At 67.0% G+C, this 20,341-nt stretch carries 19 protein-coding genes and 1 pseudogene; 9 read left to right on the forward strand and 11 right to left on the reverse strand.

All coding sequences use genetic code 11. The features are described 5' to 3' along the window. Window positions 1-172 precede the first annotated feature (172 nt). Complete coding sequence (locus T336_RS0123060) at window positions 173-1,114, forward strand: LysR substrate-binding domain-containing protein (protein WP_019702457.1); 942 nt, start codon at window positions 173-175, stop codon at window positions 1,112-1,114. A gap of 4 nt (window positions 1,115-1,118) precedes the next feature. Here the strand turns inward: T336_RS0123060 and T336_RS0123065 are convergent, their stop codons facing one another. Continuing rightward, window positions 1,119-2,387, reverse strand: a complete 1,269-nt coding sequence (locus T336_RS0123065) for a D-amino acid dehydrogenase (RefSeq protein WP_026434282.1) — start codon at window positions 2,385-2,387, stop codon at window positions 1,119-1,121. 333 nt (window positions 2,388-2,720) lie between these two features. Between T336_RS0123065 and T336_RS0123070 the strand changes: the two genes are divergently transcribed. Together T336_RS0123070 and T336_RS0123075 are read left to right on the forward strand one after the other, a co-directional pair. Beyond that, complete coding sequence (locus T336_RS0123070) at window positions 2,721-3,608, forward strand: amino acid ABC transporter substrate-binding protein (protein ID WP_019702455.1); 888 nt, start codon at window positions 2,721-2,723, stop codon at window positions 3,606-3,608. After that, on the forward strand, window positions 3,605-4,387 hold the full coding sequence (locus tag T336_RS0123075) for an aspartate/glutamate racemase family protein (RefSeq protein WP_026434283.1): 783 nt from the start codon (window positions 3,605-3,607) through the stop codon (window positions 4,385-4,387). The genes T336_RS0123070 and T336_RS0123075 overlap by 4 nt, the downstream gene beginning before the upstream one ends. A 7-nt stretch (window positions 4,388-4,394) precedes the next feature. On the opposite strand, the gene T336_RS0123080 is transcribed toward T336_RS0123075, so the two are convergent. The 5 genes from T336_RS0123080 to T336_RS0123100 form a co-directional block, all read right to left on the reverse strand. Beyond that, window positions 4,395-4,871 (reverse strand): DUF2269 family protein, encoded by a 477-nt coding sequence (locus T336_RS0123080; protein WP_026434284.1) that lies wholly within the window; start codon window positions 4,869-4,871, stop codon window positions 4,395-4,397. Continuing rightward, a complete protein-coding gene (locus tag T336_RS0123085; RefSeq protein ID WP_019702451.1) occupies window positions 4,868-5,269 on the reverse strand; it encodes a DoxX-like family protein in 402 nt (133 codons plus the stop codon). Before T336_RS0123085 ends, T336_RS0123080 begins: the two co-directional genes overlap by 4 nt. After that, on the reverse strand, window positions 5,266-6,168 hold the full coding sequence (locus T336_RS0123090) for an NAD-dependent epimerase/dehydratase family protein (protein WP_026434285.1): 903 nt from the start codon (window positions 6,166-6,168) through the stop codon (window positions 5,266-5,268). Before T336_RS0123090 ends, T336_RS0123085 begins: the two co-directional genes overlap by 4 nt. Window positions 6,169-6,179: 11 nt before the next feature. Next, entirely contained in the window at window positions 6,180-6,623 is a 444-nt protein-coding gene (locus tag T336_RS0123095) for a thiol-disulfide oxidoreductase DCC family protein (protein WP_026434286.1), read from the reverse strand. A gap of 114 nt (window positions 6,624-6,737) precedes the next feature. Then, the gene (locus T336_RS0123100; protein ID WP_026434287.1) at window positions 6,738-7,325 is read right to left on the reverse strand and encodes a GbsR/MarR family transcriptional regulator; all 588 of its coding nucleotides are present in this window, start codon (window positions 7,323-7,325) and stop codon (window positions 6,738-6,740) included. 145 nt (window positions 7,326-7,470) lie between these two features. Here T336_RS0123100 and T336_RS0123105 point away from each other — a divergent pair, with 145 nt between their 5' ends. From T336_RS0123105 to T336_RS26975, 4 genes are all read left to right on the forward strand, one after another. Beyond that, window positions 7,471-8,379, forward strand: a complete 909-nt coding sequence (locus T336_RS0123105) for a dienelactone hydrolase family protein (protein ID WP_019702447.1) — start codon at window positions 7,471-7,473, stop codon at window positions 8,377-8,379. An 82-nt stretch (window positions 8,380-8,461) separates the two neighbouring features. Continuing rightward, a complete protein-coding gene (locus T336_RS0123110) occupies window positions 8,462-9,319 on the forward strand; it encodes a ZIP family metal transporter (RefSeq protein WP_026434288.1) in 858 nt (285 codons plus the stop codon). A gap of 980 nt (window positions 9,320-10,299) precedes the next feature. Then, complete coding sequence (locus T336_RS26405; RefSeq protein WP_156957946.1) at window positions 10,300-11,697, forward strand: DUF3696 domain-containing protein; 1,398 nt, start codon at window positions 10,300-10,302, stop codon at window positions 11,695-11,697. Continuing rightward, entirely contained in the window at window positions 11,684-12,160 is a 477-nt protein-coding gene (locus T336_RS26975; RefSeq protein ID WP_156957947.1) for a hypothetical protein, read from the forward strand. The genes T336_RS26405 and T336_RS26975 overlap by 14 nt, the downstream gene beginning before the upstream one ends. Before the next feature lie 136 nt (window positions 12,161-12,296). Here T336_RS26975 and T336_RS27470 read toward each other — a convergent pair. From T336_RS27470 to T336_RS0123145, 4 genes and pseudogenes are all read right to left on the reverse strand, one after another. Beyond that, window positions 12,297-12,842: pseudogene (locus T336_RS27470) on the reverse strand (transposase); the annotation flags it as partial. Between the two features lie 426 nt (window positions 12,843-13,268). Then, window positions 13,269-14,885: a lyase family protein gene (locus T336_RS0123135; protein WP_026434290.1), complete on the reverse strand. Its 1,617-nt coding sequence runs from the start codon at window positions 14,883-14,885 to the stop codon at window positions 13,269-13,271. Between the two features lie 75 nt (window positions 14,886-14,960). Beyond that, window positions 14,961-15,698 carry a LytR/AlgR family response regulator transcription factor gene (locus T336_RS0123140; protein WP_026434291.1) on the reverse strand — a complete coding sequence of 246 codons (738 nt, stop codon included), beginning with the start codon at window positions 15,696-15,698 and terminating at the stop codon, window positions 14,961-14,963. A gap of 40 nt (window positions 15,699-15,738) precedes the next feature. Further along, entirely contained in the window at window positions 15,739-16,803 is a 1,065-nt protein-coding gene (locus tag T336_RS0123145) for a sensor histidine kinase (RefSeq protein ID WP_026434292.1), read from the reverse strand. 51 nt (window positions 16,804-16,854) lie between these two features. On the opposite strand from T336_RS0123145, the gene argH reads away from it, so the two are divergent. Both argH and T336_RS0123155 read left to right on the forward strand, forming a co-directional pair. Further along, window positions 16,855-18,312 carry an argininosuccinate lyase gene (gene argH, locus T336_RS0123150; protein WP_026434293.1) on the forward strand — a complete coding sequence of 486 codons (1,458 nt, stop codon included), beginning with the start codon at window positions 16,855-16,857 and terminating at the stop codon, window positions 18,310-18,312. A gap of 33 nt (window positions 18,313-18,345) precedes the next feature. Continuing rightward, entirely contained in the window at window positions 18,346-19,329 is a 984-nt protein-coding gene (locus T336_RS0123155) for a Bug family tripartite tricarboxylate transporter substrate binding protein (RefSeq protein WP_019702723.1), read from the forward strand. 36 nt (window positions 19,330-19,365) lie between these two features. On the opposite strand, the gene T336_RS0123160 is transcribed toward T336_RS0123155, so the two are convergent. Continuing rightward, window positions 19,366-20,274, reverse strand: coding sequence for a LysR family transcriptional regulator (locus T336_RS0123160; protein ID WP_019702722.1), 909 nt, complete (start codon window positions 20,272-20,274; stop codon window positions 19,366-19,368). Window positions 20,275-20,341: the final 67 nt, after the last annotated feature.

A 20,341-nucleotide genomic window follows, 5' to 3' on the forward strand; every position in this document is an offset into this window, starting at 1 on the left:
TCCGGGCAAAAAGACAAGCGCGCCACTCTATAAGCTGTGGCGTACGGGCCGCGCAGGTTTGTTTCCAATTGCCGCCACGCTGCCGCCAGACCCGCCGTCGCGATACGTTTTGATGCAATATGCGCGCCTCGATCGCTCTTCGGCTCGCTCCCGCCTGTTCCCATCCCCATCCATGCGCCTGCGCCACATCGAAGTCTTCAACGCCGTCATGCTCACGGGCAGCGTGAGCGCCGCCGCGCGCCTCATCAACGTCACGCAGCCGGCGGTCAGCCGCATCCTCTCCCATGCAGAGCTGCAACTGGGCTTCGCGCTCTTCCACCGCCACAAGGGGCGGCTGGTGCCCACGCGGGAGGCGCAGACGCTTTTCCCGCACATCGAGCGCCTGTTCACCCAGCTCGACGAAGTGCAGCGACTGGCGGGCAGCCTGCGCGGGCGGCAGCGCGAGGGCGAGTTGCACATCCTCAGCGTGCTGGCGCTGAGCCACGAGGTGATGCCGCGCGCCCTGCGCGCCTTCCATGCCCTGCACCCCGGCGTGCAGGTGACGATCGAATCCCTGCATTCGCCGCAGATCGTCTCCGCCCTGGTGCTGCAGGAGGCGGACGTGGGCTTCGTGTTCTCGGCGCTGTCGCATCCCTCGCTGGAGCAGGAGACCCTGGCCGAGGGCTGCATGGTGTGCATCGCGCCGCGCGGCCTGCTCGATGCGGCGCTCGTGGCGCGGGGCTCGGTCCACCTGGCCGATCTGGCCGACGTGCCGGTGGTACGGCTGGGGCTGAACGACCCGCTGGGCACCATGGTGAACCACGCGTGCAGGGAGGCGGAAGTGGGGCTCGCTTCGGCCATCACGGTGCAGACCTACCATGCCGCGCTGGCGCTCGCGCACCATGGGCTGGGGGTGGCGCTGGTGGATGCCTGCACCGCTGCCTCCGCCGACCCGGGGCGGGTGGACGTGCTGGAGCTGCTGCCGCGCATCGCCGTGCCGGTCAAGGCGCTGCGCATGCCCCACCGCCCGGCGTCCCTGCTGGCCGAGGCCATGGTGCGCTGCATGCGCGATGCCGCCGTCGAAACGCTGCAGGGCGGCGCAGGAGGGCCGCCGGCCCCGGCGGCCGGCGCCTGACGGCTCAAGCGGTTCGTACGGCCTGTGCGGCCTGGCGCTCGCCGGCCATGGACTGCGCCAGCTGTTCCGCCGTGCCGAAGGACAGGGTGAAGCCCAGCGCCCCGTGCCCGGTGTGCAGCCACAGGTTGCGCGGGCCGCCCGGCTTGCGGCCCACGACGGGCAGGCCGGTGGGGGTGGCGGGCCGCATGCCGGTCCAGGGGCGCAGGCCGGCGCCGGTGCCGGGATCGTGGCCCAGCACCGCGGCCACGGCGGCGCGCAGGCGCTCGATGCGGTCCGCGGGAATGCTCCGGTCGTCGCCCACGAGTTCCGCCATGCCGGCCACGCGCAGGCGGTTGTCCAGCCGCGCGAACACCACCTTGCGGGCCGCATCGGTCACGTTCACCCGCGGCGCCCAGGCGGCATCCCCGGGCGCGTCCACCGTGATGCTGTAGCCCTTGAGCGGATAGACGGGCACGTGGATGCCGAGGCGGGCCGCCCAGTCCGCGCTCGCGCTGCCCAGGGCCAGCACGAACTGGTCGGCGGCCACCAGGGTTTCCCCGTCCGGTGCGCCGGAGCGCACATGCACTGCGGTGACTGCGCCGTCCGCGCCGCGCGTGAATCCCGCCACGCGCGCGCCCAGCAGGAAGCGCACGCCGCGCGCGGCCAGCAGCGTATGCAGGCCGTTGCAGACCTTCTGGCAGTCGGCAGCGCACTCGCTGGGCGTATGAATGGCGCCGGCGATGTGGTCCGCATCGTGCGCCAGGGCGGGTTCCAGCTCCACGCAGCGGGCGGCGGACACCGACTCCTGCTCGCAGCCCCAGGCGCGCTGCAGGGCCATCTGCCTTTCACCGCCGGCCAGCGCCTCGCGCGACCGGTACACCACGAGCTTGCCCGTGCGGCTGAAATCGCATTCCAGCCCCTCGCGTTCGCGCATGTGCTCGAAGGCCCGCCGGCTGCGCGCGGCCAGTTCCAGCAGCGTGCCGGTGGTGCGGCGGGACGTCGCGTCGTTGCAGGCCGCGAGGAACGCCGCGCCCCAGCGCCACTGGCGCAGGCTCCACTGCGGCCGCAGCTTGAGCGGTGAATCGGGCGAGAAGAGCAGCTTGGGCAGCTGGCCCCAGACCGATGCGTCGGCCAGGGGCTGCACGTAGCTGTAGCTCAGCTGCGCACCGTTGCCGCCGCTGGCACCGCCGCCCACCGGGCCCTGGTCGATCACCGTCACCCGCCACCCCTGCCGCTCCAGCGCATAGGCCGTGGCCAGGCCCACGATGCCGGCACCCATCACACATGCATGCATATCGATTCCGATCCGTTCCGTTCCATCCGCGGGCACTGTAGAAGCGCGCGCGCCGCTTGGACAATGCCGATCGGATCGCCGCCCATGCCGCCAGGTTATGCACCGCAGCGGGGCGTGGTGCGTGGCGCTGCCGGGCGTGGCTCTTGCTATTGGTAGGGGTTGACCCCTATGCAGGCATAACTTTTCGACATGGCATGCGGCGTGGAATGAATTGTTCAATCCTCCACCGTGTTCCTACAGTGCGGCTGCAGGCTCACCGCACGAGTCGCCGCGCGGCGCGGACTGCGTACCGCCGTTTCCCACCCCGATCATCCGACCCGACAAGGAGCTTCCATGAAAACCACCCTCTGCTCCGCCGCGCTGCTGGCCTGCGGCCTGATGGCCGGCGCCACCGCGCAGGCAGACACCCTGAAGAAGATCGCGGACAGCGGCAAGATCACGCTGGCCTACCGCGAGTCGTCGGTGCCCTTCAGCTACCTGGCCGGCGCCGGCGCACCCATCGGGTTCTCGGTGGACATCTCCAACGCGGTGGTGGACGCGGTGAAGAAGAAACTGAACAAGCCCGACCTCAAGGTCGAGCTGCAGGCCGTGACCTCGCAGAACCGCATCCCGCTGGTGACCAACGGCACGGTGGACCTGGAGTGCGGCTCCACCACCAACAACACCGCCCGCGCCAAGGACGTGCAGTTCGCCGTCAACTACTTCTACACGGGCACGCGGCTGCTGGTGAAGAAATCCTCGGGCATCAAGAACTACGCCGACCTCGCGAAGAAGACCGTGGCCAGCACCACCGGCACCACGAACGCGCAGGTGATCCGCAAGTACAACCGGGACAACAACCTCGACATGGACATCGTGCTGGGCAAGGACCACAACGACTCCATGCTGCTGGTGGACACGGGCCGCGCGCTGGCCTTCGCCATGGACGACATCCTGCTCTTCGGGCTGAAGGCCAACGCGACCAACCCGGCCGAATGGGACGTGGTCGGCGATGCGCTGCAGGTCGAGCCCTATGCCTGCATGCTGCGCAAGGACGACCCGCAGTTCCAGGCGCTGGTCAATGGCGTGATCGGCGGCATGATGAAGTCCGGCGAATTCGAGAAGCTCTACAACAAGTGGTTCCTCTCGCCCATCGCGCCGAAGGGCCAGGCGCTGGGCCTGCCGATGTCGAAGGAGTTGCGCGACAACCTCGCGGCGCAGAGCGACAAGCCCGCCGTATGACGCAGTCGGCAACGCAGGCGGCGGGCGTGGAGCCTCCGCGCACCGTCGGCATCCTGGGCGGCATGGGGCCAGCGGCCGGCGCGGACTTCGCGCGCCTGTTCGTCGAGGCCTGCACGGCGCGCATGCAGGCGCTGGGCATCGCCGTGCGCGACCAGGCCTACCCGGAGCACTGGCTGGCCCAGGTGCCGGTACCGGACCGCACGGCGGCGCTGGACGATCCCCGGCCCGGCGCCCACCAGCCGGGAGATGCCCTGCTGCAGGCCACCGGCCGCCTGGCTGCGCTGGGCGCCCGTGCGGTGGCGATCGCCTGCAACACCGCGCACGCCTGGCACGGCCTGCTGCAGGATCGGTTCCCGCAGCTCGCCGTGCTGCACATGCCGCGCGAAGTGGCGGCGCTGCTGCACGCCCGGGGACGCCGGCGCGTGGGCCTGCTGGCCACCCAGGGCACCTACCGCAGCGGCCTGTACCGGCAGGCGCTGGAGCAGGCCGGCATCGACTGCCTGGAGCCGGACGAGGCCGGCCGCGAGCGGCTCATGCAGGGCATCTACGAGGGCGTGAAGGCTGGCGACATGGCACTGGCGCGCCAGTGCTTCCGCGAGGTGGCGCAGGCGCTGCGCGACGCCGGCGGTGCCGAGGTGATCGTGATGGGCTGCACCGAAATCCCGCTGGCCCTGGACGAGGATGGCGCGGGCACCGCGTTGCTGGACCCGGCCCGCGCGCTGGCCGATGCACTGGCCCGCGAAGCGTATCCGCAGTCGATCGATGGCAGGAGTCCTTGAACCGTTCTCAGCGCCAGAGCGCCGGTTTGGCCACCATCATGTAGTAGATCGCGAGCATGGCGACGAAGGCCGGGTAGCCCAGCGCCTCCCACCAGCGCGCATGGCGGCGGTAGTCTTCCGGCAGCGCGGTGCCGCGCTCCACCGCGTCGCGCGCCATGGCGGCCATGCGCCATTGCAGCCACAGCACCGGCAGCCAGCACAGGCCGGCGACCACGTACAGCCCCAGCGAGGCGGCGATCCATGGCGTGGAGAGCGGCCAGCCGGCCATGTGGGCCAGTGCCACGCCGCTGACCGGCTGCACGATTCCCGCGGGCGTGGTGAACCAGGTGTCCGCGCGCACCACCAGCCGTGCCACCACGGCCTGGGCCTGCACGCTGCCGCTGCGGTTGGCGAAGAACAGGTAGAAAGCCGAGCCGAATCCCGTGCCCACGAGCAGCACGCTGGAGAGGATGTGCACCCACTTGAGGACCAGGTACGAGTTCATGGACGTCTTTCTTCCGTGTGCCAGAGCACGAGCAGGATGGCCGCGATGGGAATGTTCTTGAGCAGCCGGCCCAGCGGATCGAGCCACAGCCCGGGCAGCAGGAGGGTGGCGATCACGGTCATCGCGCCCATGAGCAGCAGGGCCGCGGCATAGGCGGGGCGGCCTGGCCGCCACCACAGCCATGCGCCGACGGCCAGGTCGGCCGCGATGCCGGCGGCGATGATGGCCTGCATGAGCAGGGTGTCCTGCATCCCGGCGGCCACCAGCAGGTCGCGGCTCTGGCCGTGGAACTCCGCCACGCTGGCGACCGCTGTCCCCAGCCAGACGGCCACGAGGCTCGCGCGCAGCCAGCCCCGTTCGCGCGGGCCCGCGGGCGATGCTTGCGCGCGCCCTGTCATGGCTGCCTCCAGGCGCGGGCGACCAGGTCCCGGTAATGCACGGCCTCGCGGCCCAGGAGGCTGCGCAGCGGCGCGGGATCGGCGGTGTTGTCGCTGCCCAGCATCGCCAGGCTCTCGCTGCACCAGGGCGAGGCCGGGATGCGGTCTCCGAGCCGTGCGCTCAGGCGGCTGAGCGCGTCGGGCAGCGTTGCCACATGGGCCGGCCCGTGTCCGCACTGGGACCGCAGGCTGGCGACCAGCCCGGCCATGGGAACGCCTTCCGGGCCCGCGCATTCGATGATGCCCTGGCGGTCCTGGGCCGGGCCCAGCAGCGCGGCCACGGCGTCGGCCAGATCGTGCACGGCCACGGGCTGCACGCGGGCCTGCAGCACGGGACGCGGCAAGACCACCACGGGCAGCCGCGCCAGGTTCATGAAGAGTGCGCTGCTCGCGCCGCCGCGGCCGAACACGATGCTGGGCCGCAGCACGCAGGCGGATGGGGCAGGCGCCGTGCCCTGCGCCAGGCCCAGCAGGAACGTGTCCGCGCCGCGCTTGGTGCGGGCATAGCGGGTCTCGCTGCGGTCCACGCCCAGCGCGGAGACCTGCACCACGCGCCGCACGCCGGCCTGGGCGCAGGCCTGGAACAGCGCGATCGGCGTATCGCGGTGCAGGGCGTCGATGGGGCGGCCGGGGCTGTCGCGCAGCACGCCCACGGCGTTGACCACCGCGTCGATGTCCGCGAGCCGGGGCAGCCAGGCACCCGGGTCGGTGTCGCGCGCGAAATCCATGGGCACCTGTCCGGCATCGCGCCGGCCGTGGCGCGGGGAAACGCCTTCGTGGACGGTGTGGCCGTCCGCACGCAGCCGGGCGGCGACGTGCCGGCCGATGAAACCGGTCGCGCCGGTGATGAGGACTTGCATGGTGGATCTCCTCAGAGGTCGCAGCGGTCGCCAGGGGCGCACCGCCGCAGGGCCGCGCGCCGGCTCGCGCGTTCGAACAGGCCGCCGACCAGCCAGCGCGGCAGGCGATAGCGGTTGCGCGCCAACACCGGATAGAGCCGGTCCGCGAGCGGCCCCAGCACGGGCAGGCGCGTGGCCGCCATGACCCAGCCCAGGCCCACGGCCTCGTAAGCGCGGCGGAACACCTCCACGCCGCGCAGCACCCGGCCATCCGCGGTGCGGGCATGGATCAGCGCCAGCAATTGCTCGTGCGTGGTACCCGGCGGGCCTTCGAAGCCGGGAGCCCACACGTCCGCGAACCGCAGCAGCCCGGCCCGGTCGCGCAGGCGCAGGTTGGTCATCTCCGCCTGGCAGAGCTGGCAGCGGGAATCGAAGTAGAGGGTCAGGGGGTAGAGGGCTTGCGGATCGGTGGTCATGGCGGGCTCCTTGGAAATGGTTGGCTGCCGTTGGGTTTTCTCTGCTTTTTAAATTTCTGTATGAAATGAAATAACGGGGCGCAAAAGGGAACGGGAACCGATGGCGTGGCGCATTCAGGTGGCGGGCTTGTTCGGAGGCTGCGGGCCGGCCGGGGAGCGCTTGCTTCGGGACGCGGCGTCATCGCCGCGCACGAACTTCTGCACGCTGGCACCCAGGCGCAGCACCTTCTCGAGGGTGGAAGGGGTGAGCCGGAGCATCTCTTCCGTCCAGAGGTCCAGCGATTCCATCAGGCGCAGGGTTTCCCGCACGCGGTCCTGCGCATCGGGGGCTTCGGCCGCCATCTCGGGACGGCTCGCCAGGTCGCGCAGCATGCGCACCGTCGGCTCGAACTCGCGCTCTTTGCGCTCGCGAACGATGGTGCGGAACAGCTCCCAGACGTCGGTGGAGGTCTCGAAATAGTCGCGCCGGTCGCCCAGGACGTGGGTGGCGCGGATCAGGTGCCAGTTGAGCAGTTCCTTCAGGCTGTTGCTCGCGTTGGACCGGGCGACGCCGAGGGTTTCGCAGATGTCTTCCGCATGCAATGGCCGGCCATGGAAGAAGAGCAGGGCGTGGATCTGGGCGACGGTGCGGTTGACGCCCCAGGCGGTGCCCATTTCGCCCCAGTGGACGATGAAGCGGCGGGCGGTATCGGTCAGTTGCATGGTTGGAAGTCTATTGCTTCGGTAATTTCTGTCAATACAGAAATTACAGGCGCGAATCCATCCCGTGCAATCGTCTGCGCCCTCACATAGACTGCCCAGTCTTCCGGACCCTGCGTTCCCATTTCCTCTTTTCACAGGAGCTTCCATGCTGCATGACGACCTCAGGAAAGATTTCGATGCCCTGCTGCCCGGCAAATCCAGCGAAGCCGGTGCCAGCCGCCGCACCGCCATGCGCGTGGCGCTGGGCGCGGGCTTCGGCGTGGGCTATGCCGCCGCGGCCATGCCGGTGATGGCGCAGACGGCCATCCACACGCCGTCCGACGGGCTGGTGGCAGGCAAGGTCGAGATCGACGTCAACGGCTTCAAGGTGCCGGCCTACCGCGCCGCACCCGCCGGCAAGACGGGCCTGCCCGTGGTGCTGGTGATCCAGGAGATCTTCGGCGTGCACGAGTACATCGCCGACACCTGCCGCCGCTTCGCGAAGGCGGGTTATCTCGCCATCGCCCCGGAAATGTTCGTGCGCCAGGGCGATCCCTCGCGGTACACCGAAATCTCCAGGCTCATGAGCGAGATCGTCTCCAAGGTGCCCGACGCCCAGGTGCTGGCCGACCTCGACGCGACCGTGAAGTGGGCAGGGGACCACGGCGGCGATCTCTCGAAGGTGGGCATCACGGGCTTCTGCTGGGGCGGGCGCATCACCTGGCTCTATGCGGCCCACGGCCCGGTCAAGGCCGGCGTGGCGTGGTACGGCCGGCTGGTGGGGCAGGAGAGCGAACTCACGCCCAAGCACCCGGTGGACATCGCCCCCATCCTCAAGGCGCCGGTGCTCGGACTCTATGGCGAAAAAGATACCGGAATCCCTCTTGACACGATTGATAAGATGAAAGCGGCCCTCAAGAACGGGTCCGCCGCCGCCAAGGCGTCGGAGTTCGTGGTGTACCCTGACGCGCCGCATGCGTTCCATGCCGACTACCGGCCCAGCTACCGCAAGGAAGCCGCCGAGGACGGATGGAAGCGCGCGCTGGCGTGGTTCAAGGCGCACGGCGTGGGCTGACGCGCCGCCCCGCCGGGCGCCGCGTTCCGCAGCAAAGCCCTTCGGGGCTTTTTTCGTTTTCGAGAATCGAGCGCGTACAGCTATGACTTTGATCGCAATCATCCTGGCCACCCTGGCCGCTGGCATCGGCAGTGTGTGGGTGGCCGCCCTGCTCATGCGGGCCGGCTGGGGGGACGGCCGCTCGGGCATCGGCCCGCGGCACCTGCTGAGCTTCGCGGCCGGCGCGCTGCTGGCCACGGCCTTCATGCACCTGCTGCCGGAAGCCTTCGAGAGCCAGGCCGGCGCGCACGAGCTCTTCGCCACGCTGCTGGTGGGGCTGGTCTTCTTCTTCCTGCTGGACAAGGCGGAACTCTGGCACCACGGCCACGAGCACGGCGTGGGGCCCGCCAACGACGAGCCGGGCGCCGGGGCAGGGCACGCACATGCCCATGGACACACCCACCATGGACATGACCACGGGCACCACGCCCATTCGCATTCCCACCGCGGCTCCGGCGGCTGGGCCCTGCTCACGGGCGACAGCGTGCACTGCTTCGGCGACGGCATCCTGATCGCCTCCGCCTTCCTGGCCGACCTGCGCCTGGGCGCCATCGCCGCGCTGGCCGTCCTGGCCCACGAAGTGCCGCACCACATGGGCGACCTGGTGGTGCTGCGCCAGTCGAGCGGCGACCGGCGCGCGGCCCTGGTCAAGGTGTCCCTGGCCGGCGCGGTCACCGCGCTCGGGGGCGTGGTGGGCTACTTCCTGGTGGGCGAGCTGCAGGAGTGGCTGCCGTATTTCCTGGCCATCGCGTCCAGCAGCTTCGTCTATGTGGCCCTGGCCGACCTCATCCCCCAGCTGCAGAAGCGCCTGACGGCCAAACAGACTCTGGCGCAGATCGCCTGGCTGCTGGCGGGCATGGTGGTGGTCACGCTGGTGAGCGGGATGGCGCACGCGCACTAGAGAACCCTCCCTGAGCGGCTTCGCCGCTTCCCTCCCCTCTCTCGCCATGCTGCGCATGGCGGGTGGGGGAGGGACGCAGCCCTCGCTGCGGGGCGGCCCTTGCTTGGCTGCTGCTGGCCTGGATGCCTTTTTTGAATGGAAGGGGCAACGTCAGCTTAACTCGGTACTGATCCCTGTTGTCCTCTTTCCGTCCCGGTTTTTCTGAAGGATTGGAAAACGCTACGTACACATCGCCCCGCTGCATTGACTGATCATTAGGGGCTTCCCACTAGATGTCTATGCTTGCGCATGAAAAGCTCAGCTGTACCATCCAGTCTTAAAGAAGGGAGGATGCTATGAAGCTATCTTTGCGTGCCGCCGGTGCATTGGCATTAGTCTCGCTTGCAGGCTGCTCTACACCCCCGTCAATTTGGGAACTGAAGTACGGTCCAGACAAGCCACAGTTTTCGTACGTTCGGCAATCTACCGGGGAAAAAACGGGGGACCTCTACATCTGGAATCCAAACACGACCGCGTCGTTCACAAGCCAGAACGGGACTACCTGCATCCAGAGTGCAGGGGTCTTTCGTGTCGGTTCAGCAGCTGCGTCTGGGAAGATCGCGGCTGATGCAGCGGGCTCCAGTGTCACCGGATTAGATGTAGGGTACTCGGCCCAGTCCGCGCAAGCTGCCATCTTGTTGGCAAGCCAAGACGCTAAAGCGACGTTCCTTTCTGTGGCGCTTTTCAACCTCTGCATGATGTCAATGAATGGGCAAATCCAGGGAACGGATGCTGCGGCAGCTTTCTCAAATGCTTTGGAGAAGGCGGCTAATCTCCAAAGTCCGACATTCCCCCCGGTGACAGTTATCACTTCAGGACCATTGGTTGCACCCCCAGCAACGCCAGCATCCTCCGCCAAGTAGGCCTCGCTAGCATCTTGATGAGACTGCGATTAAGTATTTTGCTAAACAGTGAAAATATAAATTTCAACCCCGATTTGTATGAAAAAAGAGTCCCTTCATAGTAATTATCAGATTCGTTGGAAAAATTATAGACGCTTCGAGGATACTGGCTGGATTACTATAAAGCCATTGACTATACTTCTGGGTGCAAATAACGGTGGAAAAACCAGTGTTTTGTCGCCGCTATTATTGCTGTCGCAAACAAATTCGTCTAATGATGCCGAGGTTCCATTGGTGCCTTTCGGTCCTCTTATTGATCTAGGTACATATAAAGACTTCATTCACCAACATGATACTAAAAGAGATTTATTCTTGGGATTTCGATTTCATTCTCATGGGGAAAAGAAAAATGTAAAATCGGTCGGAGCCTATCCGCCAGGAGGTGTGGAGCTAACCTTTTCCGCGGGCGAGAAGCCAGAAGAAACGCTGCTCAGAGAGGTAAGTGTCACTGATATTTATGATCGTCCATATTTTTCTCGGAAATATATAAATAATAGTTTCTCGCTGGAGGGAGTAATTCCATTGGCTGAGATGAGTGAAGAAGAGAGGGGTGCCATTGAGCGGGTTAAACCAGAAAATTTCTTATTTTCTCCAAACGACATATTCTTTGAACTACAGCGGAAGGAAGAGGATAAGGAGTCAAAGGCGAAGCCATTTTCCAGGCATTTTTCACATTATTTGCGTGCAACTGGTTTTACGCATTCCATATCTCGTGCTATTTTTGGTGACTTGAGTTACATAGGCCCTCTGCGTGCAAAGCTAAAGCGCTTCTACCGAGTGTCGCCAGAATTGCCTAACACAGTCGGCGCTCAAGGTGAGCATGCCGCTGTCCTATTTCGCCGAAGAGCAGGGGAACTAAAGCCCACTGTTGATAAATGGGTCCAGCGTTTTGAATTCGGAACAGAGCTTGGTTACAGTCAGCTAACAGATGATCTGTTTCAGCTCCAGTTTAAGAATGGAACTGAAGAAACTAATGTTGCCGATGCCGGTTTCGGTGCTTCTCAAGTTTTGCCTCTTATCGTGCAAGCTGCTGCAGCGCCTCACGATAGTCTCACCCTTGCCGAACAACCTGAAATCCATTTAAATCCTCGACTTCAGTGTGTCTTGGCTGACCTTTTCGCAGAGATGGCTACCTCTGGTCACAGAGTTCTGGTTGAGACACATAGTGAGCATCTAATTGTAAGGCTGCGTAGACTAATTGCTGAGGGTAAGATTAGTACCAAAGATGTGGCGCTTTACTTCGTAGAAAAAAAGCAAGGCATCTCCGAAATTCGAAAAATTCCGATTCAAGAAAATGGTGCAATTGATAGGGAGGAGTGGCCCCATGGGTTCTTCGATGACGGACTTCGAGAAGCCCTCGGACTCGCAACAGCCCAAGCACAAGCTTTAACTCCAGTTAGAAAAGCTAGAAAGAAAAAGAGCGATGCCCCTGCATGATGTAACGATAGACACAAATGTACTAATGCATGCATGCAATCCGATTGAAAATCGTCACACGGATTCAATCGAATTCATAAATGCACTTTTAAATTCTGCAACCATGCTCGCCATGGATGAGGGATTTTCAGTAGACCCTGGGCAAAACAGAAGTCTAATAGGTGCCGAATATTTGGCGAAGCTGGTGCCTGGTTCCATATCTTCAGTTGCTATTATCCAGCTCGCTTTATCCGGGCGCGTGGTCGTTGTGGAGTCCAGAATTTTGCCGCAGCTTTCTAAAAAGCTTAACCAAATGGTGGCAAATAGACGGGATCGTACTTTTGTCAAAGTTGCAGCAAATTCAAACGGTGCACATTTGGTTTCGCATGATTATGTTGATTTTGCTCAAGCTAAGCGGAAGAATATTCATAAAACATTTGGGGTTTCAATGATTGATGCGAGTGCCTGTAAAATTAAGCTATGATTAATTATCTGCCCCCTGTAGTCATACCAATCATTAGGAGAGAGGTACAGGGTTTTGCAGGTTAACTGATCCTGTATCGATCGTGGATGATTCGCGGTGTCTGGCTGCAAATGCGGCAGGTGGTATCCGGCCAATGTACCGCCAGGCCCTGCTCGCGGTAGAGGCGATACACCTTCTTGTGGTTGGTACCGGGAAACTCGCTGCGCAGCATGTCATGCACACGGCGATGCCCGAAGCGCCGCCGCTGCATGGCCACGGTGTGGATGCGCTCGCGCAGCCGGACCGTGCAGGCGCCCGACTGCGGCGGGTGGCGCCAGGCATCGCGGGAGAGCCCCGCAAGACGGCAGGCCCTGCGCTCGGAGATCCTGGCGTGCTCCAGCATCCGGGCAATGGCCTTGCGCTTGTACTGCGGGGCTAGCGCTTTACCCCGAAGCCGATCTTGAGGGCTTCGAGATGCAGGTGGGCCTCGGCCAGCAGCTTCTTGAGCCGGGCATTCTCGACCTCCAGCTCCTTCAGGCGCTGCGCTTCCTCGGCATCCATGCCGCCGTACCTGGCACGCCACTTGTAGAACGTGGGCTCGCTGAAGCCGCCCTGCCGGCAGACCTCCTTGACCGCCAGGCCCGCCTCAGCCTGCTTCAGGAAACCGATGATCTGCTGCTGCCGTGAATCGACTCTTCCTCATGTCCGTCATTCTCCAAGTTGACGGACCTCACTTCCATTCGGGTGGTACGGCCATCGGGGTGCACGTCATCCCCTTTGTCGCTTCGGACTGCTTCACGACCTGCAAGTCGATTCCGTTATCTTGCGCCGCCTTGGAGGCAGACTCATCCGTGAAGCCTTGGTCAGCCCAAGCCAGTTGCACCGTGTGGCCCGTAGTCTTCTGTACGCCCTCGCACAGTCTGTGCACCTGAGCACTCTCTAGCTTGTCGGTCGGCGTGAAACACATTACCAACAGGCGACCCACCATGTCCACCGCCATGTGCACCTAAGGCAGGGCTGACTGGGTCGGATGACGATGATGAGCATGGAAAGCAGTGACGTTCCGCTTTAGGTGCGCCATAGCCTATGCCGCAGGCTGCTCTTGGTGCTGCCGGCCGCGATGCTGCGGTCAGCGGGGCACTAGGCGGTCGAAGTCGCGGTCCAGGCGCGCGAGGCTGCCGCCGATGCGGGCGCGCTGTACGGCTATCCAGGCCGATTGCTGCTCGACGCGGCCCTGGGCGGCCTTGAGCATGCGGGCCATTTCCGCTGGCTGGGGACCGCCGGCCGTCGCGCGGTGGCGGACGATGGCCACCGGGTCCAGCGTGGCGCGGAACTCGGCCTCGTCCATGGGGAGCTGCGCGGGGAATTCCGAGCCGTGCACCGATTCCGCATAGATGCGGCGCGCCTCGGCGTAGGGGAAGTCCAGCGGCTTGATGTCCTTGGCCTTGGCGTACTCGACCACCTCCGATGCGAAGTGGTGGCCCACGCGGAAGGGCAGCCGGTACTTGCGCATCAGCACGTCGGCCAGTTCCTGCGAGGCGGTCCAGTCGCTGTTCAACTCCTCGAGCGCGCGCTGGGGGTCGATGACCAGCGCGCCCAGGATGCGGTCCCACTGGCGCAGCACGTCGATCGCGCTCTGCACCATGGCGGTGTTGTTGCGCGCTTCCTTGGGGTCCTGCATGCCGGGCGGGATGTTGTGCGCCTGGATGGCCGCGCCCATGCCCAGCGTCAGGGCCTGCGAGGCGTCGCGGCGCGTGGCGTTGAGCAGGCCGGGGTTGCGCTTTTGCGGCATCGCGCTCGACACGTAGGTGTTGCCGCCGCCTTCCTGCAGCAGGATCCACGGGCGGGGCTGCGCGTATTGCGTCATCACGTCCTCGATGAAGGTGCCGGCATGCAGGGCGATCGCCATGACGATGGCGCCGGCCTCCACCGGCTGGTCCACGGCCGAGACCTGGGCCGCGTCGTAGGCGTTGTCCACCGTGGCGGAAAAGCCCAGATAGTCCGCCATGCGCTGGCGGTCGAGCGGCCAGCTCGTGCCGTTGAGCACCGTGGTGCCCATGGGCGAGCGGTCGATGCGGGCATAGGCCTCGCGGATGCGCTGCGCATCGCGGTCCAGGCCGCTGGCCAGGCCCAGCAGGTAGTGGCCGTAGCTGTTGGGCTGCGCGGCCACGCCGTTCGTGTAGTTGGGCACGACGGTGGCCTGGTGCCTGTCGGCCAGCCGGACCATGGTGGCCGTCGTCTGGTTCAGCGCCTCGGCCAGCTGCAGCATCTGGTCGCGCAGCATGGCCGCGCGCACGGTGGAGAGCATGTCCTGGCTGGAACGGCCGGCGTGCAGCAGCGTGATCTGCGGGCCCGCGGCCTCGATGAGCAGGGGCTCGAAGGTGATCACCAGCCGGGGCCGCTTGCCGCCGGGCCGGTTGCCGTCGGCCAGCACCTTGCTGATGCCGCCGTGCACCAGCGGCGCCAGGGACTTGTCGAGCAGGCCCTGGTCGATGTTGATGACGGCCGATGCCTTGTTGATCTCGCCGAGCCAGAAGAACTCGTCGCGGGGCGGGGCCGCGGCCGGCCGGGCCGGGGCGGCAGACGCCGGGCTGGACTCCGGCGCCGGTGCAGGCGCTCCGGCCTGCGGCCCGTTGGCCTGCGCCGCCGCCGTGGCGCCCGTGCAGAGCGCGGCAGCGCAGGCGAGGGCGTGCAGCGCGGCGTGCAACCGCGGGTGTTTCCGGGGGCTTTCTCGTGGGATCGTCATGCCTGTCTCCTGGGTTGTTTCTCGTTGGACGGCGCCGCGGCGCATCCTGCGCGGCCGGTGGCCGCCAGCACCGGCTCAGCCCGCCAGCGCTTCGCGGACGGCGGACACCTGCCGGCGCGACACGGACAGCAGTTCCGGCAGGCCGTGCATGCGCACGGCCCAGCCTTCGCCTTCCACCGGGTCGTAGTGCTTCTCGATGGAGCGCAGCGCGCGCCGGGCGACCAGCGCGTTGCGGTGCACGCGCAGGAAGCGGGATGGGTAGCGCGCTTCCAGTTCGCTCAGCGCGCCGTCCAGGATGTAGCTGCGCGTGCCCGTGCGGACGGTGAGGTACTTGAGCTCGGCCTTGACATAGACCACCTCGTCCAGCGGCACGCGCTCGGTGCGGCCCCGGTCCTGGATCAGCAGCGCCTCCGTGTCCGCGGGGGCCGGGGAGGCAGCAGGGGGGCGGGCGGCGGCGCGCCGGGCCTTGGCCAGTGCCTGCTGCAGCCGTTCGGCACGCACGGGCTTGGTGAGGTAGTCCGCCGCATCCAGCTCGAAGGCGCTCACGGCGTGGTCGGCGTGCGCCGTCACGAAGACGATGGCGGGAGGGCTGGCCAGGGCGCGCAGCGCATGCGCCAGGGAGAGCCCGTCCTGTCCGGGCATGTGGATGTCGAGCAGCACGGCGTCGAAGGGCCGCCCGCCCGGCGCGCGCAGCAGCGTCAGCGCTTCGGCGGCATTCGCCGCCTCGGCCAGGATGTGCCCGCCACTGTCGGTCAGCAGCGTGCGCAGGCGGCTGCGGGCCAGGGCTTCGTCGTCCACGATGAGGATGTGCATGGGAGCCGCAAGGAGGTGGTGTCGGTCGCGGTGGCGGGCGTCAGGCATGCGCCGGCAGGGAGATGCGTACCCGGTAGAAGCCATTGTGCATGCCCGCCGAGAAATCGCACTGCACATCGTGCAGCAGGCGCAGCCGGTCGCGCACGTTGGCCAGGGCGATGCCGTGGCCGCGGCGCGCGCCGTCTTCCGCCCGGGCCCCGCCGGGCGGCACGGTGTTGGTGATGGTGACCACGGCGCGGCTGCCGCGCAGCTCGGTACTCACGCGCAGCTTGCCGCCCTGGGCGGAAGGCTCCACGCCGTGCTTGACGGCGTTTTCCACGAGCGGCTGCAGCAGCAGGGGCGGCAGCCGGGCGCCGTCGGTGCGCGGGTCGAGCAGCCATTGCACGCGCAGGCGGTCCCCGAAGCGCACTTCCTCGATGGCGAGGTAGCGCCGCGCGAGCACGATCTCCTCGCCCAGCGTCGCGGAGTCGCCCTGTTCCACCAGGGCATGGCGGAACAGGTCGCTCAGGTCTTCCAGCAGCGCCTCGGCCTTGGCCGGCTCGTCGCGCACCAGCGCGATGGCACTGTTGAGCGTATTGAAGAGGAAGTGCGGCCGGATGCGCGCCTGCAGCTCGCCGAGCCGCGCGGTGGTGGCGGCCGGCGTGCGTGCGCGGGCGCGCAGCACCAGCGCCGCCACGAGCAATGCCGACAGCAGCGCTCCGCTCGCGGCGCTGGCCAGCCACGGCGCTTCCATGGGCACGCCGACCAGCACCAGCATGCCGCAGGCGTAGAGGCCGGCCAGCGCCCCCAGGCCCACGCCGGCCACGGATTGCAGCGCCACGGGCAGGCGCTGCAGCAGGGTCTTGAGGCTGCAGGCCGTGACCAGCCAGGCCAGGGTGGCCGGCAGCGCGCCGCCGGTCAGCAGCGACAGCCGGGCCAGCCATGCGGCCGGGCCGTCGGCGGCGTACATCGCGCCCACGCCGAGCACGATCTCCACGAACAGCACGGCGCGCAGCACCACGCCCACGTGGCATGCATCGAAGACGAGCGCACGCCCGCCGAGTCCCTCCGGAGGGGACTCTGCCAGGGGCTGGGGCCGGGTCGATAAAATTTGGGTCTCTTGCATCGCGGCATCCGGGCGTTCCGGGTGGCCGAAACCTCCGGATTATTGCCCTCCATGTCCTCCAGCCCTTCCGCGCAACCTTCCCAAGACCAGCTCGCCACCAAGGCCCAGGCCTGGTCGGCCCTGTTTTCCGAACCCATGAGCGATCTGGTCAAGCGCTACACGTCGAGCGTGTTCTTCGACAAGCGCCTGTGGCAGGCCGACATCGCCGGCAGCCTGGCGCATGCCGAGATGCTGGCGGCCCAGGGCATCATCGGCGCCCAGGACCACGCAGCCATCCAGCGCGGCATGGCCACGATCGCCCAGGAGATCGAGTCCGGCGCCTTCGAGTGGAAGCTCGACCTCGAAGACGTGCACCTCAACATCGAGGCCCGCCTGACCCAGCTGGTGGGCGATGCCGGCAAGCGCCTGCACACCGGCCGCAGCCGCAACGACCAGGTCGCCACCGACGTGCGCCTCTGGCTGCGCGGCGAGATCGACCTGATCGCCGACCTGCTCACGGAACTGCAGCGCTCCCTGGTGGACGTGGCCGAACAGAACGTGGACGTGATCCTGCCCGGCTTCACCCACCTGCAGGTCGCCCAGCCCGTGAGCTTCGCCCACCACATGCTGGCCTATGTGGAAATGTTCGCCCGCGATGCCGAGCGCATGCAGGACGTGCGCCGCCGCACCAACGTGCTGCCGCTGGGCAGCGCCGCGCTGGCGGGCACCACCTATCCGCTGGACCGCGAGCGCGTGGCGCGCACGCTGGGCATGGAAGGTGTCTGCCAGAACAGCCTGGACGCCGTGAGCGACCGCGACTTCGCCATCGAATTCACGGCCGCCGCCAGCCTGTGCATGGTGCACGTGAGCCGCCTGTCCGAGGAGCTCATCATCTGGATGAGCCAGAACTTCGGCTTCATCCGGATCGCCGACCGGTTCACCACCGGCTCGTCCATCATGCCGCAGAAGAAGAACCCCGACGTGCCCGAGCTGGCGCGCGGCAAGACCGGCCGCGTGGTGGGCCACCTGATGGGCCTCATCACGCTGATGAAGGGCCAGCCCCTGGCCTACAACAAGGACAACCAGGAAGACAAGGAGCCGCTGTTCGACACCGTCGATACGCTCAAGGACACGCTGCGCATCTTCGCCGAGATGGTCGGCGGCCAGCCCGACCCGGCCACCGGCAGGAAGGAGGGCGGCATCACCGTCAACTCGCAGGCCATGGAGCAGGCCGCGCAGAAGGGCTACGCCACGGCCACCGACCTGGCCGACTACCTCGTCAAGAAGGGCCTGCCGTTCCGCGACGCCCATGAAACCGTGGCCCATGCGGTGAAGGCCGCCACGTCCCACGGCGTGGACCTGTCCGAGCTGCCGCTCACGGTGCTGCAGGGCTTCCACCCGGCCATCGAGAAGGACGTGTTCGACGCCCTGAGCCTGCGCGGATCGCTGAACGCCCGCAACACGCTGGGCGGCACGGCGCCCGCGCAGGTGCGCACCCAGCTGGCGCGCCACCGCGCGCGCCTGGGCTGAACACGTCGTTTTCTTCCTGACCGGAGCCCCGCCATGACCCTGTCACGCCGCCGCCTGCTCTCCCATGCCTCCCTTGCCGGCGCCGCGCTGGCAGCGGGCCTTCCCCTCGCGGCCCGGGCGCAGGCCGGCAAGACGCTGCGCATCCTGGTGGGCTTCCCGCCCGGCGGCGGCTCGGATGCGATCGCGCGGCTGCTGGCCGACAAGCTCAAGGACGTGCTCGGCGTACCGGTGGTGGTGGAGAACCGGCCCGGCGCCGGCGGCCAGATCGCCGCGCAGGTGCTCAAGACGTCCCCGCTCGACGGCAGCACCGTCTTCCTCACGCACGACCACACCATCTCCATCCTGCCGCAGGTGGTGAAGCACCCGGGTTTCGATCCCGTGCACGACTTCATCGGCGTGGGCGGCGTGGCCACCTTCGTCAACGCCTTCGCCGTATCGGGCGGCACGCCGGCCCGCAGCTTCGACGAGTACGTGGCCTGGGTGAAATCGCAGGGCGGCAAGAGCGCGGTGGGCATTCCCGCGCCGGCCTCCACGCCCGAGTTCCTGGTGAAGCTGCTCGGAGAGCGCTACCGGCTCGACCTGGTGTCCGCTCCCTACCGGGGCAGCGCTCCGATGATCGGCGACATGCTGGGCAACCAGATCGCGGCGGGCGTCGGATCGGTGCCGGACTTCCTGGAGAACCACAAGGCCGGCAAGATCCGCATCGTGGCGGTGCTGGGCGACCGGCGGCAGGCCGCGCTGCCCGATGTGCCCACCTTCGGTGAACTGGGCCTGAAAGGTTTCGAGGATCTTCCCTACTACGGGTTCTACGCGCCGGCCGGCACGCCCGCGAAGGCCGTGCAGCAGTTCTCGGAGGCCCTCGCCAAGGTGCTGGCCCGGGCCGACGTGCGGGAGCAACTGGTAGCCATGGGCCTCACGGTCACGCCGATGACCCCGCAGCAGCTCACGGCGCGCGAGCGCGCCTACACCCAGGCCTGGACGCGCATCATCCGCGAGAGCGGCTTCCAGCCGCAGTGAACGCGGCGCGGGGCAGGGCGCCTGCGCCTGCGTGCCTCACTCCGGCCGTCCCGGCCCTGCCGCCACGCGCCGGGCGATGGCCGCGAACTGCAGGGCCGGCTCCGGCGGCCGCGCGGCACGGTGCGCCACGGCCAGGCCCACGCGCGGCGCCGGAGCGCGGAGCGCGCGGAAGGCCACGCCGCGCACGCTGAGCTGGCGCATGCAGGCGGGCACCAGCGAGACCCCCACTTCCGCCGAGACCAGCGACAGGATGGAAGCGATCTGCGGGGCGGGCTGGCCCTGCGCGGGCTCGAAGCCGGCGGCGCGGCAGGCGTCCAGCACGGCGTCGTGCAGGCTGATGCCCACCGCGCGCGGGGTGAGGATGAACGGGTCGTCCCGCAATGCCTGCAGCGCCAGTCCGCCGCGCCCGCGGGCGCAGGCGTGGTCTGCAGGCAATGCGGCCACGAGCGGCTCTTCCACCAGCGGCTGCACCGCGAGCGCGACCGGGTCGGAGAGGGAAGGGCGCAGCACGGCGGCATCGAGGCGCCCCTCCAGCAATGCCGTGGCGAGCGCCACCGAATTCGCTTCCACCAGGCGCAGCTCCACCTGGGGGAAGGCATGGCGGAACGCCCGGATGCAGGCCGGGACCAGGGGATTGAATGCCGCGGTGCCGGTGAAGCCCAGTTGCAGTTGGCCGGTCTCGCCGCGGGCCGCCCGCCGGGCCGCCTGCAATGCCTGGGCGGCCTGCACCGGCAGGGGCTGCACCCTTTCCAGGAAGGCCCTGCCGGCCTCCGTCAGCTCGGCGCCATGGGGAACACGGTGGAAGAGCGGGGCACCGACCTCGGCTTCCAGGTCGCGGATCTGCAGGCTCAGCGGCGGCTGCCCGATGCCCAGGCGCGCGGCGGCCCGGGTGAAGTTGCCTTCCTCGGCCACGGCGAGAAAGTAGCGGATGTGTCGCAATTCCATGTTGTCATTTATAGGGCATATGGCTTGATGGGGTGCCATATATTGGACAGATGGAGTCGTGCGTCCT

Origin of the sequence: Paracidovorax oryzae ATCC 19882, assembly GCF_000687165.1 — a bacterium.
GTDB classification, from domain to species: Bacteria; Pseudomonadota; Gammaproteobacteria; order Burkholderiales; family Burkholderiaceae_C; genus Paracidovorax; species Paracidovorax oryzae.